Annotated in this window: 20 protein-coding genes; 17 read left to right on the top strand and 3 right to left on the bottom strand. The window is 34.2% G+C overall.

Going from position 1 to position 17,341, the window contains the following annotated elements; genetic code table 11:
* The first annotated feature begins 303 nt into the window (after positions 1 to 303).
* The 16 genes from Q0505_RS08655 to Q0505_RS08580 all read left to right on the top strand — a co-directional run bounded on the left by Q0505_RS08655 (position 304) and on the right by Q0505_RS08580 (position 11,817).
* Positions 304 to 843 carry a hypothetical protein gene (locus Q0505_RS08655; protein ID WP_299211493.1) on the top strand — a complete coding sequence of 180 codons (540 nt, stop codon included), beginning with the start codon at positions 304 to 306 and terminating at the stop codon, positions 841 to 843.
* A gap of 19 nt (positions 844 to 862) precedes the next feature.
* Positions 863 to 1,015, top strand: coding sequence for a lmo0937 family membrane protein (locus Q0505_RS08650; RefSeq protein WP_299211491.1), 153 nt, complete (start codon positions 863 to 865; stop codon positions 1,013 to 1,015).
* Between the two features lie 49 nt (positions 1,016 to 1,064).
* Positions 1,065 to 1,328: a YtxH domain-containing protein gene (locus Q0505_RS08645; RefSeq protein WP_299211488.1), complete on the top strand. Its 264-nt coding sequence runs from the start codon at positions 1,065 to 1,067 to the stop codon at positions 1,326 to 1,328.
* 18 nt (positions 1,329 to 1,346) lie between these two features.
* Positions 1,347 to 1,757: a hypothetical protein gene (locus Q0505_RS08640; protein ID WP_299211485.1), complete on the top strand. Its 411-nt coding sequence runs from the start codon at positions 1,347 to 1,349 to the stop codon at positions 1,755 to 1,757.
* Positions 1,744 to 2,076: a hypothetical protein gene (locus Q0505_RS08635; protein WP_299211483.1), complete on the top strand. Its 333-nt coding sequence runs from the start codon at positions 1,744 to 1,746 to the stop codon at positions 2,074 to 2,076. Before Q0505_RS08640 ends, Q0505_RS08635 begins: the two co-directional genes overlap by 14 nt.
* Positions 2,077 to 2,125: 49 nt before the next feature.
* Complete coding sequence (locus Q0505_RS08630; protein ID WP_299211481.1) at positions 2,126 to 2,584, top strand: PA2169 family four-helix-bundle protein; 459 nt, start codon at positions 2,126 to 2,128, stop codon at positions 2,582 to 2,584.
* Positions 2,585 to 2,733: 149 nt separating this feature from the next.
* Positions 2,734 to 2,961 (top strand): hypothetical protein, encoded by a 228-nt coding sequence (locus tag Q0505_RS08625; RefSeq protein ID WP_299211479.1) that lies wholly within the window; start codon positions 2,734 to 2,736, stop codon positions 2,959 to 2,961.
* 145 nt (positions 2,962 to 3,106) lie between these two features.
* Positions 3,107 to 4,045: a mechanosensitive ion channel gene (locus Q0505_RS08620; RefSeq protein WP_299211477.1), complete on the top strand. Its 939-nt coding sequence runs from the start codon at positions 3,107 to 3,109 to the stop codon at positions 4,043 to 4,045.
* Between the two features lie 18 nt (positions 4,046 to 4,063).
* Entirely contained in the window at positions 4,064 to 4,579 is a 516-nt protein-coding gene (locus Q0505_RS08615) for a DNA starvation/stationary phase protection protein (RefSeq protein ID WP_299211475.1), read from the top strand.
* Between the two features lie 307 nt (positions 4,580 to 4,886).
* A complete protein-coding gene (locus Q0505_RS08610; RefSeq protein WP_299211473.1) occupies positions 4,887 to 5,048 on the top strand; it encodes a DUF1328 domain-containing protein in 162 nt (53 codons plus the stop codon).
* 229 nt (positions 5,049 to 5,277) lie between these two features.
* On the top strand, positions 5,278 to 5,433 hold the full coding sequence (locus Q0505_RS08605; RefSeq protein ID WP_299211471.1) for a hypothetical protein: 156 nt from the start codon (positions 5,278 to 5,280) through the stop codon (positions 5,431 to 5,433).
* 52 nt (positions 5,434 to 5,485) lie between these two features.
* Complete coding sequence (locus Q0505_RS08600; RefSeq protein ID WP_299211469.1) at positions 5,486 to 5,938, top strand: hypothetical protein; 453 nt, start codon at positions 5,486 to 5,488, stop codon at positions 5,936 to 5,938.
* Between the two features lie 219 nt (positions 5,939 to 6,157).
* Positions 6,158 to 7,045 carry a M20/M25/M40 family metallo-hydrolase gene (locus Q0505_RS08595; protein WP_299211467.1) on the top strand — a complete coding sequence of 296 codons (888 nt, stop codon included), beginning with the start codon at positions 6,158 to 6,160 and terminating at the stop codon, positions 7,043 to 7,045.
* 446 nt (positions 7,046 to 7,491) lie between these two features.
* On the top strand, positions 7,492 to 8,478 hold the full coding sequence (locus Q0505_RS08590; protein WP_299211464.1) for a ribonucleotide-diphosphate reductase subunit beta: 987 nt from the start codon (positions 7,492 to 7,494) through the stop codon (positions 8,476 to 8,478).
* A gap of 212 nt (positions 8,479 to 8,690) precedes the next feature.
* Positions 8,691 to 11,300, top strand: coding sequence for a ribonucleoside-diphosphate reductase subunit alpha (locus Q0505_RS08585; RefSeq protein WP_299211461.1), 2,610 nt, complete (start codon positions 8,691 to 8,693; stop codon positions 11,298 to 11,300).
* A gap of 358 nt (positions 11,301 to 11,658) precedes the next feature.
* Positions 11,659 to 11,817 (top strand): hypothetical protein, encoded by a 159-nt coding sequence (locus Q0505_RS08580; protein WP_299211458.1) that lies wholly within the window; start codon positions 11,659 to 11,661, stop codon positions 11,815 to 11,817.
* A gap of 9 nt (positions 11,818 to 11,826) precedes the next feature.
* Here the strand turns inward: Q0505_RS08580 and chrA are convergent, their stop codons facing one another.
* Positions 11,827 to 12,978: a chromate efflux transporter gene (chrA, locus tag Q0505_RS08575; RefSeq protein ID WP_299211455.1), complete on the bottom strand. Its 1,152-nt coding sequence runs from the start codon at positions 12,976 to 12,978 to the stop codon at positions 11,827 to 11,829.
* Between the two features lie 73 nt (positions 12,979 to 13,051).
* A complete protein-coding gene (locus Q0505_RS08570) occupies positions 13,052 to 15,292 on the bottom strand; it encodes an inorganic phosphate transporter (protein ID WP_299211451.1) in 2,241 nt (746 codons plus the stop codon).
* A 347-nt stretch (positions 15,293 to 15,639) separates the two neighbouring features.
* On the opposite strand from Q0505_RS08570, the gene Q0505_RS08565 reads away from it, so the two are divergent.
* Entirely contained in the window at positions 15,640 to 16,005 is a 366-nt protein-coding gene (locus tag Q0505_RS08565; protein WP_299211448.1) for a nicotinic acid mononucleotide adenyltransferase, read from the top strand.
* A 113-nt stretch (positions 16,006 to 16,118) separates the two neighbouring features.
* Here Q0505_RS08565 and Q0505_RS08560 read toward each other — a convergent pair whose 3' ends face one another.
* Positions 16,119 to 17,306: a multidrug transporter gene (locus Q0505_RS08560; RefSeq protein WP_299211445.1), complete on the bottom strand. Its 1,188-nt coding sequence runs from the start codon at positions 17,304 to 17,306 to the stop codon at positions 16,119 to 16,121.
* Positions 17,307 to 17,341: the final 35 nt, after the last annotated feature.

Genomic DNA, 17,341 nt, shown 5'->3' with positions numbered 1-17,341 from the left:
AGATTTCATGTTATTAAGATACAAAATAAAAAAAATAATGCAAAAAAAAGAGGCCACCTTTTTAGACAGCCTCTTTTTGCATAATATAAATCAAATATGTTGTAATTACATAACACTCTTCAAAAATCCTGTAATACATTATTTCCCCTTTGATTGCATCTTTGTAGTAACAAAAACGGTAAATATTTCTTCTTAATTATAGAATTTAAAACGATACAATGTAAATCTTATAATGATTAGAAAAAATCCTGTAACACGAAGCGATGCAAATTCAACAATCTTTGCAGAAGGAAATAAATGATTATGAAAAGGAATACAATTAAAACTACAGTATCATTCTTAATAATTTTAATTATTATTTCATGCAAGGAAACTATAACTGCTGAACAAAAATTAATCAATATTGAAAAAGTTCAGAATGATAAGTTAGAAGCTGATTTGTTTGTTGAAGCTACTCAACATAATTTAAATACAATTGCTCTTTGTGACGCAATAGCAGAAACAGAAAAAAATCAAGAAGTAAAAGACATAGCAATAAATATAAAAGTATCACAACAAAAAATACTTAATAAACTTCAAAATTTAGCAGAGGAAAATATGATTTCTGTAGCTAGTAAGCCAACATATCAATTAAATGTTTTAAAATACCTTAAAAATGAAGAAGTTGTTACTACAGATATTTTAGGAACTATAAAAAATAAACTGGAGACTCAAATTGAGGTCTTAGATACGTTAAGACGAAACACAGATGACGATCAAATAGAGTTTGCTACACAAGGATATATAGAAATAATAAAAGTAAATAAAGAATTAGCACAACATACTTTAGAGAGTCTAAAGTAATTTAAATAAAAAAAGAAGTATGAGAAGTTTATTATACATAATAGCGGTAATACTTGTAATAGGATGGGCATTAGGTTTTTTTGTCTATAGTGTAGGCGGATTAATACACATTTTATTAGTAATAGCAGTAATTGCGGTATTATTAAGGCTCATAGGCGGTAAAGGCGTCTAAATGAAGATTTAAAAGAAAATAAATTAATAACAACTTAAAATTTAAAATTATGAATAACTCAGTATTAGGAACATTAGCAGGAATAGCAATAGGAACGATCGTAGGAATGTTAATTGCACCAGATAAAGGATCAAAAACTCGCAAAAAAATTGCAAAGAAAGGAAAAGACACGACAGAGAGTTTGAAAGAAGAACTTAATACTTTATTAGAAAAAGCATCAGAAAAATATGATGTTTTGAAGAGTGCAGGAAACGAGATTGCTCAAACAACTAAGGCAGAAATGAAAAAAGTGAAGCAAGAAGTAAAATCATAAAAATATAATTAAGACAGCATGAGTAATACAGTAGGTCATATTGAAACTCTTTTTAACAAAGCAAAGCAATATACAGAAACAAGTATAGAGTTATATAAACTTAGTGCAATAGACACATCGGCAGACATCGTCTCTTCACTGGCTAGCAGAGCAATACTTATTTTGATTATCTCTACCTGTATTACTTTCCTTAACCTAGGTTTAGCATTTCTAATAGGTAATTTTCTGGGCGACTATTTTAAAGGATTCTTTATTATATCATTATTTTATTTGGTAGTAGCAGTAATTGTATATGCTTTCAATAAAAGTTTAATCCAAAGACCAGTTACAGATTTGGTAATTACAAAACTAATGAAACCCAAAACGAAAGAGACAGAAACCAATAAAATTACACCTATATCTAATATTGAGCAAGATGAGCAAATCTAGTACTAAAGAAATGGAACTTAAGCAGGCGATTGTTGCCCTTCGCAAAGAGAGACGTGAAACTTTAAGAGATCTAACACAACAAGCCTACATCACTGCAGAATACTTTAAGCCATCTAATATGATTGGTAGAGCTTTTGAAGGTTTCAAAAAGGAATCAGATTTCAAAAGTTCATTATTGACAACTACAGCAAGCTATATAGGAGGCTATATCTCCAAAAGACTACTATTTGGTAAATCTTCTTCAACACTAAAGAAGATATTTGGTTTAGGATTGCAAATTGTCACGACAAGATTAATTGCAAATAGGATGTCGAATTAATTCTGGTCTGCCACGAGATAAATATTAACTTTTTAAAAAACAAAAAATTATGAAAATTACAGACCATACAAAAGAACAAGTAGACGCATTACAAGAATTATTACAAAAAACATACGATGCAGAAGCTGGATATAAGCAAGTAATGACTAAAGCTGAGAAAGAGCCATTAAAAAATTGGTTACAAGAAAAAGCAGCGCGTAGGTCACAATTTGCAAACGAACTAGATTTACATATCAGAAAATTTAACTCAGAACCTGTAGCAAAAGGAACAACACTAGGAAATGTACACCGCACATGGATTGATGTAAAATCAGCGATGAGTTTTAATACGGACGAAGCTATTTTAGAAGAATGTGTAAGAGGAGAAGAAGCAACAATAAGTGAATATAAAGAACAAATTTCTAATGTCAACTTTAATCCAGAAGTTAGAAGTCTGTTAGAAAGTCAAAAAGAAATGGTGGCAGCGGATCTTAGAACTGTAAAATCATTAGAAAATATAGTATCATAATAGATAAGAGATTGCAAATAAGAAATATAAATTGCTTAAATGCTCTTAGTTCAACTAATGGCTCTTACTTAAGAGCTTATAATCTTCAATCCCCTTTGAAGATTAGCTCTGAACTAAGAGCTTTTTAATTATACTTAAATACAACCATTATGAAAAAAATAATCTATACCACAGTATTAGCATTAGCTATAGGATTCATAAGCACATCTTGTAGAGAGAAAACACAAGAAGAGAAAATCATGGAAGAGATGAAAGATCAAGGTGCTGAAATCAAAATAAAAGATGGCGGTGATAAGATTAAAATGGAAACAGAAGACACCAAAGTTAAAATCAAAAAAGACGATGGAGAAACTGAAATAAAAATTAAGAGCGAGTAAAATCAATTTCTTTTTACAAACACACTACTTATATTAGAATTCTAAAATGAATAGGACGATGATGACTGATGGAATTGCAAAAAATCCAGAATATATATAATTTAACATAACCGTAAATTAAGAGAGTTACAAAAAATAAAGAATAATGATTGCAGAAATAATGAAAGTAAGTTTTAAAGATGCTGTAGATAAAATGCTATCTAAGTTAGAATCTTGGTTAGATACTATAGTACTTAATATTCCTAATATCATTGTAGCGATAATAGTATTTACACTAGTAATTATAATCTCTAGGTACGTAAATAAATTGATGAAGAAACTGTTAACCAAGACTTCATTACAATTATCTATGCGAAGAGTGATTGCAAGATTTGCAGCCATCATTATTGTAGCTCTAGGTTTATTTCTAGTACTCGGAATTCTTGATTTAGGTAAAACATTAAATACCATACTCGCTGGTGCAGGAGTCCTTGGACTTGCTGTAGGTTTAGCACTTCAAAGCGCACTTGCAAATACCTATTCTGGAATTGTACTCTCCTACATTAAAACAATTAAAAACGGCGATTGGATAGAGACTAATGACTTTGAAGGAGAAGTAATTGACATTAACTTTAGAGCGACCACCTTACGACAAAAAGACAATAACTTAGTATACATCCCTAACAAATTAGTAGTAGAAGGACCCGTAAAAAACTACTCTTCAACACCACAATCAAGAGTTATTCTAGAGTGTGGCGTTGCTTATGGATCAAATTTAAGAGATGTGAGATCGCTCACGATAAAAACAATTATTGACAATTTTGAAATTCCAGAAACAGACGAAGATGTTCTGTTTCTATACAGAGGTTTTGGAGATAGCTCTATTAACTACGAGATCAGATTTTGGATTAACTCCTCATCTGGACTAGAAGTTGCAAAAGCAAAAAGTGAAGCTATGATTTATATCAAAGAAGCATACGATAATGCAAAAATAGAAATCCCATTCCCAATCAGAACACTAAATCTTGGAAATCAGTTAGATCGCTTCATGCCTTCAGAAAGTGGAGATACTGGAGAAGAGAGTCAAGTGAGCCAAGTAAAATAATAACACAAAAAAAACATTATGAATTACTTAAATATAGATCAAGACAAAATAGAATCTGTAGTAGACGAACTTAATATACTACTCGCAGATCACCATATATATTATCAAAACTTAAGAACGTTCCATTGGAACATTTTAGGAAAAAATTTCTTTGACCTACATCAAAGATTTGAACATCTATACAACGAAGCCAGAATAAAAATAGATGAGTTGGCAGAACGTATTCTTACCCTACGGTATCACCCGCTAAGTAAAGGAAGCCAATACCTAGAAATGACTTCGATAAAAGAAGTAGACATCATTGTAGATGACTCACAGATGGTAAAAATAATTTTAGAAAACCATAAGATTCTACTTATGCAAATGTCTGCGGTGCTTAAAGTAGCAGAGGAAGCTGGAGATGAAGGTACGATAGATCTGATAGGAGCATACATAAGAGAATTAGAAAAAGAAAGCTGGATGCTCAACGCTTGGAATCAGAAAACAGATGAGGAGCTGCATATTAGTAAAATGCCTACTAAGAAAAAGAAATAATAGCATCGCTATAATTTTAATAAAAACTTCGATATGTTCTACATAAGAACGTATCGAAGTTTTTTAATTTAGAAACATACGTTCAATAATCTTATTTCATAATTTAGGAAAAGGGTTGAGTACGCTTTCGCGAAAGCGTATAAAATATAACCACACTAACATCCTGTAATATTGAAACATAAAGAAATAATCATGTAACACAAAAAGCGTGTTTGAGTTGCATCTTTGTAGTGTACAACAGGAGAAGTGCTTAGTAGTTTCTTCTAGAGTATTTAAAAAAACAATCAAACCATAAAAATTTTAAACTATGTTACGTTGGACCATTACATTTATTATCATCGCTGTAATAGCAGCAGTATTAGGATTTGGAGGAATTGCAGGAGCAGCTTCAGGAATAGCAAAAATCTTATTTTTTGTATTTATTGTACTTTTCATCATTTCCTTAATAAGAGGAGGACTGAAAAAATAATTGAAAAAGAAAATACAAAAGCCATAACATTTCCTCTTGTTATGGCTTTTTTGCGTTAAAGATATATTTAGATAAAAGTGTCTTAATATAATGGAAAATAGATATTAATAAAAAGATATTCTCAATAAAAACATATAACAGAAATCAAAAATTCTGTAACACAAAAAGCAGACTATTGTAGCATCTTTGTAGTGAACAATAAGAAAATAATAATATAAAACAACATACCATGAAAAAAACAATTTTCACAGCCATAGCATTAGCATTATTTACGATCTCTATATCAAGCTGTAGAGAAAAAACAACGGCAGAAAAAGCAGGAGATGCTGTAGAAGAAGGCGTTGAAGAAGTAACAGATGAAATTGACGATGCTACTAAAAAATAAAAACCAACAATAATCGAATATTAACTTTAAATACAAAATTATGAAAACGACGATGAAGACACTATTATGTTCATTACTAATTGCAGGATCTGTAAGTGCACAATCTGTAGCAGATAAAGCAAAAACTACAACCGTAAAGGAGTATGAACTCAATAATGAAAAAACAATCACTATTAAGACAACAAGTACAGAGCGTAGAAACTTAATCCTCGACCCAAAAGATGCTGGAGAACTAAATCAAAGTTTAATAAACTCCCCGATCTACGTAGAAAAATCAATTATGATAGATTATGACAACGATGATCGATTTGATAGAGAAGTACAATTGACGTATCAAAAGCGCATGGAGGGTGATTTGAATTATGTGGCAACACCAAAAGGAATATACATTTCCTCTTCAGATAGTACACCACTATTTATTACAAAGCCAGGAGCTTATGAGTTAAGCTCAAAAAATATTGATAATATTAAGATTTTAGTAAAGGATATCAATACAACAAAATAATATAAGATTTGTTTTCTTGTATAATCCCTTAATGATTTCAGTGAGCATACCAATGGATTAGTAAACATTACAAATTGAGAGTAGATAAAATAGAGTTAGTTTTAATACTTTTAATGGTACGCTTTCGCGAAAGCACATAAATAAAAACCTAAATTTCATATAGAGATTTGGGTTTTTTAGTTCCTATCTTAGCCTATAGGAATAGAAAATATCAAATCCATGAAAAAGAATCTTATTTTTCTTCTCGTAGTGCTTTGTGTGGGATATATAGGCTACGCACAATCCTTTGACGAAACACAGCTTTTAGAACGTCTCAAAACACTCTCATCAGATACTTATGAAGGTAGACGAACAGGAGAAAAAGGAAACATGCTTGCGAGAGCATATATTATAAAGACATTTAAAGAACTTGACATTGCTCCTTTTGGAAGTAGGTATGAGCACCCTTTTACATTTGAAGCAAGAGAAGAAGTATTTAATGCTACCAATGTGCTTGCACACGTAAAAGGAACCGTTTATCCAAATACATATATTGTAGTTAGTGCCCATTACGATCATTTAGGAGTAAAAGACGGTGTTATCTATAATGGAGCAGATGATGATGCGTCTGGAATCGCAGCACTATTTAGTTTTGCTGAATATCTTACCAAAAATCCACCCAAACATACCGTAATCTTAGCAGCCTTTGATGCAGAAGAGCTAGGATTACAAGGAGCTCATTATTTTGTAGATAAGATGAAAGATGCCAATATCCTAGTAAATCTTAATATGGATATGATTAGTCGCAGTGTAAAAGACGAATTATATGTGGTAGGAACACCTCATAATAAAAAGCTAAAAGCAATTATAGATACTTTTGAAAATCCTACCTCTTCCAAGGTGCTGATTGGACACGATGGTAATGACGATCAACAAGATTGGACAACAGCTTCAGATCACGGTGCATTTTATAAAGAGAAGATTCCTTTTCTATATTTTGGAAATGAAGACCATCCAGGATATCATGATCCATCAGATGATTTTGACGATATAACACCAGCATTCTATAAAAATGCGGTTCAGATCATACTTTCTGTTTTTATTCAAATTGATCAAAGCGGACTTTAAAAAAGGAATGATGCTTTAAAATAAATATCTCTCTTTAATCTTAATAGCAGCTACGTTTTTTGTCATCACGGTTTTGTGTAAAAAAGACGTCCAAAAATAAAACAAAATGTGTTTAATCTTTTTTTTGAATTAATCACAACGTTAATTCTTAATGTTATCAAAACGTTATCAAAAACGAATGGGATCAAGTGTAAAACCCCTTGATGCGACTGTTTTTAGCCTTTAAAACACCTTCTTTTCGTACAAATAAGAAATGTATTTAAATAATTGATTTTTAAATGATTGTATGTTTTGTTTAACAAAAAAATAGGAAAAATATTTTTTTTACAATGTTGAAAACTTTGTGGATAACCATCACATGAAAATGTGAAGCTCCCTCTCTTTTTTATGGATATTTGTTAGTCCCTAGTGGAATGAAAAAGAAACCAATTAAATCATAACGGACAATGAGCGCAGTAGAGCCTATCTTAGCAGAAAATAAAGACAGATTTGTAATATTTCCTATACAACACCATGATATTTGGGAGTGGTATAAGAAATCTGAAGCAAGTTTTTGGACTGCAGAAGAAATTGACTTACATCAAGACCTTACAGATTGGTCTACAAAGCTCAATGATGATGAACGTTATTTTATCAAACATATCCTAGCTTTTTTTGCCGCATCAGACGGAATCGTAAATGAAAACCTTGCCGAAAACTTTGTAAACGAAGTACAATACTCTGAAGCAAAATTCTTTTATGGATTCCAAATCATGATGGAGAATATCCATTCAGAAACCTACTCTCTACTTATAGACACCTACGTAAAAGATGAAGTAGAAAAAGGAAAACTTTTTAATGCTTTAGATAACTTTCCTGCCATTAAGAAAAAAGCAGACTGGGCGCTTAAGTGGATAGATAGTCCAAGTTTTGCAGAACGCCTTATCGCTTTTGCAGCTGTAGAAGGAATTTTCTTCTCAGGAGCTTTCTGTTCTATATACTGGTTAAAGAAAAGAGGCCTTATGCCAGGACTTACCTTTTCTAATGAGTTAATCTCACGTGATGAAGGAGTACACTGTGACTTTGCAGTGCATTTACACAATCATCACTTGATTAATAAAGTGCCAAAAGAACGAATTAAAGAGATTATTGTAAACGCACTAGATATAGAACGTGAGTTTATTACTGAGTCACTTCCTGTAAGTCTTATTGGGATGAACTCCACTCTAATGACACAATATTTAGAGTATGTAACAGACCGCTTACTTACAGAATTAGACTGTGAGAAAGTATATAACACCACAAATCCTTTTGACTTTATGGATATGATCTCACTTCAAGGAAAAACAAATTTCTTTGAAAAACGAGTGGGAGAATACCAGAAAGCCGGTGTTGTAAAAGATAAGGATGACAATGGAGAAGGGCAGAAAATTAGCTTTGACGCCTCTTTTTAAATTAAGAATAAACTTTTAGGCCTTTAAATTTTATAGTAATACTCTTTGAAGACCGCTTTCGCGAAATGGTATAACTTGATATATCAAAATAGCGAATACAATAATAACAAATCATAACACACACAGTTTTGGGAACAACAGTGTGTAACTAATTAACAACCTTTTTCTCAATTGGGGGAAGACTTTTTGGGGAGAATAAATATTTTAACAATATGTATGTAGTAAAAAGAGATGGGCGTCAGGAACCGGTCATGTTTGATAAGATTACCGCCAGAGTAAAAAAATTATGCTATGGACTTAGTGATTTTGTAGACCCCGTAAAAATATCGATGCGTGTCATCGAAGGTCTTTACGATGGAGTAACAACAAGTGAACTTGATAACCTTGCCGCAGAAACCGCAGCATCAATGACCACAAGTCATCCTGATTATGCGAAACTGGCAGCACGTATTTCTGTATCAAACCTACATAAAAACACAAAAAAGTCGTTCTCAGAAGTGATGACAGACTTATATGAGTACGTAAATCCACGTACGGGTAAGAAAGCATCAATGATCGCAGATGAGGTCTATCAAGTCATGATGGATAATAAAGATGCGATCGACTCTATGATTATCTATAATCGTGACTTTGGATACGATTATTTTGGATTTAAAACCTTAGAGCGCTCTTACCTTTTAAAAATTAATGGACAAATAGCAGAGCGTCCACAACACATGTTAATGCGTGTTTCTATAGGTATCCACTTGGATGATTTAAAAGCAGCAAAAGAGACATACGAGTTAATGTCTAAAAAATACTTTACACATGCGACCCCTACCTTGTTTAATGCAGGGACCCCTAAACCGCAAATGTCTTCTTGTTTCCTACTGACAATGAAAGAAGACAGTATCGATGGTATTTATGACACTCTTAAACAAACAGCAAAAATTTCTCAAAGTGCTGGAGGAATAGGATTATCTATTCATAACGTCCGAGCAAAAGGAGCGTATATAGGCGGTACCAATGGAACTTCCAATGGAATCGTACCTATGCTTAAAGTATTTAACGATACAGCAAGATATGTAGATCAAGGAGGCGGAAAACGTAAAGGTTCTTTTGCAATCTATATGGAGCCTTGGCATGCAGATATTTTTGATTTCTTAGATCTTAAGAAAAACCATGGTGCCGAAGAAATGAGAGCCCGTGATTTATTTTACGCTATGTGGATCTCAGATCTATTTATGAAACGTGTACAAGAAGATGGACAATGGACGCTTATGTGTCCAAATGAATGTCCAAATCTCTACAATGTATACGGAGATGAGTTTGAAGCATTATATACAAAATACGAACAAGAAGGAAAAGGGCGTAGAAGCATCAAAGCACGTGAGCTTTGGGAGAAAATTATGGAATCTCAAATTGAGACAGGAACCCCATATATGCTCTACAAAGATGCCGCAAACCGTAAATCGAATCAGAAGAACCTAGGAACCATACGTTCATCAAACTTATGTACAGAGATTCTTGAGTACACCTCTCCAGATGAGATTGCTGTATGTAATCTTGCATCAATTGCGCTTCCTATGTTTGTAAAAGATGGAGCCTTTGATCATGAAGAATTATATAAAATCACAGTAAGAGCGACCAAAAACTTAAACAAAGTAATAGATCGTAATTACTATCCTGTAATAGAAGCAAAAAACTCAAATATGCGTCACCGTCCTATTGGATTAGGAGTGCAAGGACTGGCAGATACGTTTATTAAATTACGTTTACCTTTCACTAGTGACGAAGCAAAAAAACTGAATCAAGAAATTTTTGAGACCCTTTATTTTGCAGCGGTAACTGCTTCTAAAGATTTAGCAATTAAAGAAGGGCCTTATTCTACATTTGAAGGATCACCTATTTCTAAAGGAGAGTTCCAGCATAACCTTTGGAATATTAAAGATGACGAATTAAGTGGTCGTTGGGATTGGGTAGCATTACGTAAAGAAGTGATGGAAAATGGCGTACGTAACTCATTATTAGTAGCGCCTATGCCTACCGCTTCTACCTCACAAATTTTAGGAAATAATGAGGCCTTTGAACCATATACTTCAAATATTTACACACGTCGTGTACTTTCAGGAGAATTTATCGTAGTAAACAAACATCTTCTTGAAGACCTAGTTGCACTTAACCTTTGGAATGAAGACCTTAAAGCTGCTATTATGCGTGCCAATGGATCTATTCAAGGAATAGATGTGATTCCTCAAGAATTAAAAGAACTCTACAAAACAGTTTGGGAGATGAGTATGAAAGATATTATAGATATGTCTCGTCACAGAGGTTATTTTATAGATCAATCACAATCCCTTAACCTGTTTATGGAAGGTGCCAACTTTGCAAAATTAACATCTATGCATTTCTATGCTTGGCAAAGCGGACTCAAAACAGGAATGTATTATTTACGTACAAAGTCTGCGGTAGATGCGAAGAAATTTACACTGTCTGCAGAGAAAAAGAGCGCTCCGGAACCATCACAACAACAAGTGGCGGCAAGAGCAGCACAAAAGTTAGAAGCTACGCAACAACCTGTAGCGGCACCGTTAGCATCTAAAAGTACAAATGTGTCACCACAGGTAATACAACACGCACAAGCAGCAGCAGATATGCAAGTGCAAATGAGTCTTGAAGAACCAGCGCCCTCTTATGAGATCCAGCAATCTAACCTTCAAGAACAAACTCAGGCAACACCACAGCCTAATACAGCGCCTATGACGCCAGAAGAAATGAAAGCGATCATAGCGCAAGCAAAAGCAGCTCAAGCAGATGATGACTGCTTAATGTGTGGTTCTTAATACCTTTTTGCGAAAGCAAAATAATACCAAGTGTTAATACAAAAACCCAATTTCTAACATTAGAAATTGGGTTTTGTTATGTTAGTGAAACTTGATTTTGAGAAGTCCGCAGGACGCACTCAAAATTATAGTTGAACTAATCCCGCTGCATAGCGGGATCTCAAGACTACTATTTCTTTGAGAAGTTTGTAAGACACACTCAAAATTGTACGTTAATCTAGCTATCTGCTGAATTCGTTTCAGTGTCTAGCAAGATTTCTATTTAACGTGAGTTCGATATAAGCTTTTCTTCTTTTTCTCCAGTATAACAAGAAGTGTCTTTTCTTTTGGTTTTGTTTTCTTTGGACGAGCAAAGAAAATGAACAAACATATTGATTGTAAGCTGATTACATTAAATTTTAATGTAATTACACTAAAAGACTTATTAATTTTTACGTCGAACTCACGTTATTTAATACCTTTCTTATGGGATACAGGCGATAAGTTACACGCTTTCGCGAAAGCGTATAAAGAATGATTAGTTGCTTTAAAGAAGTTGTAATAGATATCCAAGAATAGCCCCTCCTGCAATCAGCCACATGACACTAATTTTCCATTTGCTAAATATGAAAAATGCACTGATGCCTACAATAAGAATCGCACGCCAATCCGTAAGGGTATCTATACTCATCGTGATCAGTACGGAAAGCATTACCGCTACAGCGGCAACATTTACGGTGTCTAGGAAGTAGCTCAAAATTTTAGAAGAACGCATCTTAGGTACAAATGGATTTAAGATAAGCACAAATAGGAAAGAGGGAAGGAAAATCCCTGTGGTGGCAGCGAGTGCGCCTCCAAAACCAGAAAGTTGGTATCCTATAAAAGTAGCGGTAGAGAGTACAGGACCTGGGGTAAACTGTCCTACAGCAATAGCATCTATAAGTTCGGTTCTTGTGAGCCATCCTTTGGAGACAAGTTCGGCATCTAGGTAGGCAAAAAGCACATAGCCACTGCCATAAAGAATAGCGCCTACTTTAAGAAATGTCCAAAAAACTTGAAGTACGGGTGTCTTCATCAATAGTGTAGAAATCAATATCGGTAATGGAATGATTGCTTTTGAGGTGGTTACTTTTGATTTTAGATAAAAGTATAAAGTCCCAATAATCCCAGCACCAAGCAATGCAACGACTTCATGTACACCTAACAAGGCTGTCATTAAGACGAGTATCCCTATGATGATAAGCTCTGTTGTTTTGATGGCTTTCTTTCCTAACTTTAATACGGCTGATGCTATAATAGCGAGTACAGCAGGTTTGATCCCAAATAGAAAAGGAGCGACTTCAGGAAGTTGCCCGTAGGAAACATAGAGATAGGCGAGTAGTGCCGTAATGACGACAGCGGGTATGATAAAAGCAATTCCAGCAACAAAGAGGCCTTTGCTTCCTGCGCGTTCATGACCACAATGCATCGTCATTTCTGTAGAGTTGGGACCAGGAATAAGATTGGTAGCGCCTATGAGATCTAAAAAGTGTTCTCTAGACATCCATTTGCGTTTGGTAATGATTTCATCTTCCATCATAGCAATGTGAGCTGCAGGTCCGCCAAAGGCAAAACAACCTAGCTTAAAAAAGACAAGAGCTACTTCTTTAAGTGTTTTTGTAGAGGCTGGCGGTATTGATTTTCGCGAAAGCGTATCCATAATTTTAAGTATAAAAAAGACCTGATAAAGAAATACTCTATCAGGTCTAAGTTATTACATACGAGTACGTATTTTATGACTGTTGGTGCTCATTGTGATATAAATCTAGAAGATTCATAATCTCTTCAATAAGATCTTTGGTTTCTAAGAGCAGTCCAAAGTATAGGGTGGTGTTTTTAGGACTCGATTCTTCAGATCGTGTGCGAGCCACCTGCTTCTGAATTTTTTCAGTCACACTGTTATAAAGATCTTCTTTTCGTCCTAGAAGTTCTCCAATCTGTGCATAGTTACGATCTTTAAAGGCTACTTCGGTAGCATTCAAGAATTCTTCTAATTTTTGATTAATTTCTTGAAGGTCTCTTATCTGATTAAATCGTAAAGGTTTATGGTTATTGTTTACGTGTTTGTAACTCGCTTTTGCAATGTATTCCAGCGATTGTGTGATGTCTTCTAGATAGCCTAAAATCTGAATGTAAAAGTTACTACCACGTACACTGGTTTCTTCAAGGTTTTTAATGAAGTAAAAAATGTTGTCACGTAATTCATCAATCTCATCATTCAACTTTTCTACCCCAGCGCGACTCTTTTTGAGGCTACTCACTTTTCCTTTGGATAATCCTTTAAGAACGTTGGTGTAGATTTTATTGGTTCTAGAAACTGTTTTTGCAATATTGTCTGCACTTTCTTCTATAATACCTGTAATGGTTTGGCTTTCTGCTTTGCGTAAGTCTTCTTTAATTTCTGCTTCTTTATTTTTCTTTTTACTGGTAACATAATTGCGTACAAGCATAATGATTGAAAGAAAGAATAATGCGATAATAGCATAGTGACCTCCTAAATACATGAGATATGCTAGTACACCAGCAGCGGTAAAGGCGCTAAATGCCGTTAAAAACCACCCTCCAATCACATTAAGTACTCCAGCAACTCGATATACAGCACTCTCTGCTCCCCACGCACGATCTGCTAATGAAGTTCCCATCGCCACCATAAAAGTAACATAGGTTGTTGATAGTGGAAGCTTTAATCCAGTAGCTATTGAGATAAGCACGCTAGCGATCACTAGATTTACAGAAGCGCGTACCATATCAAAAGCAGGAAGTTCTGACTTGGGGATGGTTGCAGTTGTTTCTGCTTTTTTAAAGCTATGCTCAATTCTCTTTTTCATGCTGTCGGGTAGCATTTTATTAACACCTGAGTTTATGATAATAACAGAGCGCACTAAGTTTTGAGATAACCAATTAGATTTAAAGCGTTCTTTAACTTCATCTTGACGTGATAAATCAACAGATGTTTTTACAACGCGTCGTGCTTTTTTGCTAAACCATAATGTAAGTACCATAATAAGTCCAGCTACAAGCAGTAATAATGGTTGTGTAGGTACTTTGGCAGCCAATTTTTCCATACTGAATGCAGAGGGTACTATACCAGATCCAGACCAGGCTTCAAAAGAGTTATACGCTGCTATAGGGACTCCAATAAAATTTACCAAATCATTTCCTGCAAAAGCCATTGCAAGTGCAAATGTTCCTAATATAATAACTAGTTTGTAAATATTTTGTTTTAAGACACTTTGAAACAACCAAGAGATAAAAGTCCATATAATCATATTTGCTCCAAGAAATTGAAGTAAATTTTCATTAGCCCATTTACTAAAACTAAGGGGAAGAATGTCTGCGCCTTTAAGACCTTTGATAATGATAAAGTATGAAATTGATGTAATAGCTACACCTCCAAAAATAGCAGATGCCCAAGATGGTTTTTTGTCGAAATTAAAAGTAAGCAAAAGTCTAGTCAGGAACTGAATAATAGCACCGACCGTAAAAGCAATAAATACGGAGAGTAAAATACCAAGAATGATTTCTGTAGCCTTATCTGTATTTATGTAATTCCCTAATTGAGAAAGAGAGTCATTGTTGTTTGAAATTTTTACGATAGATATCACTACCGCGGCTCCTAATAATTCAAACACAATGGAGACTGTTGTAGAGGTGGGCATTCCCAAACTATTGAAGATATCTAGTAAAATAATGTCTGTAATCATAACCGCCATAAAAATAATCATGATCTCATTAAAATAAAACTGACTTGGATCAAAGATTCCTTTACGAGCCACTTCCATCATCCCACTAGAAGAGAGTGCGCCAAACGCAATACCAATACTAGCAACAATCATAATAGTTTTAAAAGTAATTGCCTTTGAGCCTATAGCAGAATTTAAAAAATTTACAGCATCATTACTCACGCCTACTACTAAATCTGCAATAGCGAGAATGGCTAAAGCAGCAATCATAAAAATATAAATGTTCTCCATGTATTATATGCTATAAGAGCGATTAAACGCAAAAGTCTCAATTTCTTATTGCTCTTGTGTTATGTAAAGGTTATATCGGTGAGAAAGATAAGAACTTTTGCTTGTTTCTTATGCGTTATTAAACTGTTAAGGTGATATAATATTTGGTAAAGAAATGAGGTGTATACCTCTTTACAAGCAAATAAATGCTTATCAATGTTATGAAATAACTAAAATATAATAAACTGAATATCAAATAATTAAAAGTTTAATGTAAACTTAATGTAAATAAAATGTTAGGTAAACTTGTTTTAAATGTAAATTTTTAATTAACTTAGCGTTAAGTTTAATGAATAAAGCCTCAAATTATGAAAAAGATAATGATGTTATTAGTAGCCGTTTTAATGATTACAACGGTACACGCTCAAAAAGAAACTAAGAAGAACATATATATCAAAAAGGGAGACCTTATTGAAGCTACCTTATATCATGATAATGGTACGGTGAGTCAAACAGGTTTTTACACAGAGCAAGGTAAGCTTACTGGGGAATGGGTAAGTTATAATGCACAAGGAGAAAAAACAGCTACCGCACAATACAGCAACGGAGCAAAAACAGGTAAGTGGTTTTTCTGGAATGATGATACTCTTATAGAGGTTGACTACAAAGATTCTCGTATTGCAGCTGTGAATACCTGGAAAAATGAAGGTACACGTGTGGTAAGTAATAAATAATTTTCTTTTTATAAGGCACAGTACGCTTTCACGTAAGTGTATATAAAACAAAAATCCCGATCTAACGTAGATCGGGATTTTTTAATTGGCTAAATTCTTTTTACTCGTATTGACTAGTTACGAGTCCATCCTGCTCTCCAAGAAGTGTAGTCAGTTCCTGTTCCGTTTCCTATTCCTGTGAAAAAGGTAGCATCTGTAAAAGTTGCTCCTGTATCATTTTTAAGGTTTAAGATTACGTCTGTAAAGGTAACATCTGTTACTCCAGTATCACCATCTAAAACACCTTGTCCCGTTGGGCTAGCACCCGCATCACCGTCAAGATCAAAACCTTCTTCAAAACCTTCTATCAATACGTTTGTAAATAAAGCTCTTGTTCCAGCTCTTAAGCGTACTGCTTCGTTTTCATTTGTAGATCCAAGACCTACAATGGTAATGTTGTTAATTGTTGGGGCAGACCAGAAGATAGGGCTTGCGTTGTTTCCTATGTCTGTGTTAAATCCATCACCTTCTATTCCTTTATCGTGTGATTGTCTGTGCTCGATATATACATCTGTAAGTGTTCCAGTAAATCCTTCCGTCCAATCTACAGAGTCATCTTGAGCACCTACTACAGAGATGTTACTTGCATTTACAGTGCCTCCAAAAAATTCAATACCATCATCAAGACCTTCAAAAGCTTGAATAAACGCTACAGTCGTTCCATTTCCTACTCCGTAAAAAGAGAATCCATTATTTTCTGATGAAGCACTTGCGCTTCCTCCTGAATATTCAATACGTAGGTAACGAATGATTCCAGAATTATCGTTAACTATACTTCCACCGTAAGGAAGACCACCTATTTCAGAAGTAGATGTAGCGTTTCCGCCAGCAACAGAGTTAATTGGAGCTCTACCTAAAACAATAAGTCCTCCCCAATCACCAGCATTAGGTGTTGCATCATTTGATGTAAATACAATAGGATTTGAAGAGGTTCCTTCTGCATTAATAGTTCCTCCTTGAGCAATGGCAACAAATACGTCAGATCCTGTATTTGCTCTTACAACAACACCAGGATTGATGGTTAATGTAAATCCTTCAGGAACGATAAGCGCTTCTGTTAAGATATACTCTTCATTTGCTTCTAAAACTAGATCGGCAGTTAGGGTTCCTCCGATTTCATTTCCTTCTGCCATTGGATCTGGATTAGGATTTGTATCTGGATTGATGATCACTTCTACATCTCCATTATCATCACTAGAGCAAGAGTTAAAGCCTGTAGCTAAGGCTAATAAGGCACTGAATAAAAGAATTGATTTTTTCATTTTTTCTGTTATTTTTTGATTTAAATAATTAGATT

This window comes from uncultured Dokdonia sp. (assembly GCF_937910895.1).
In the GTDB taxonomy this organism is placed as follows: Bacteria; Bacteroidota; Bacteroidia; order Flavobacteriales; family Flavobacteriaceae; genus Dokdonia.
This window is presented reverse-complemented; position numbering and strand designations above follow the sequence as displayed.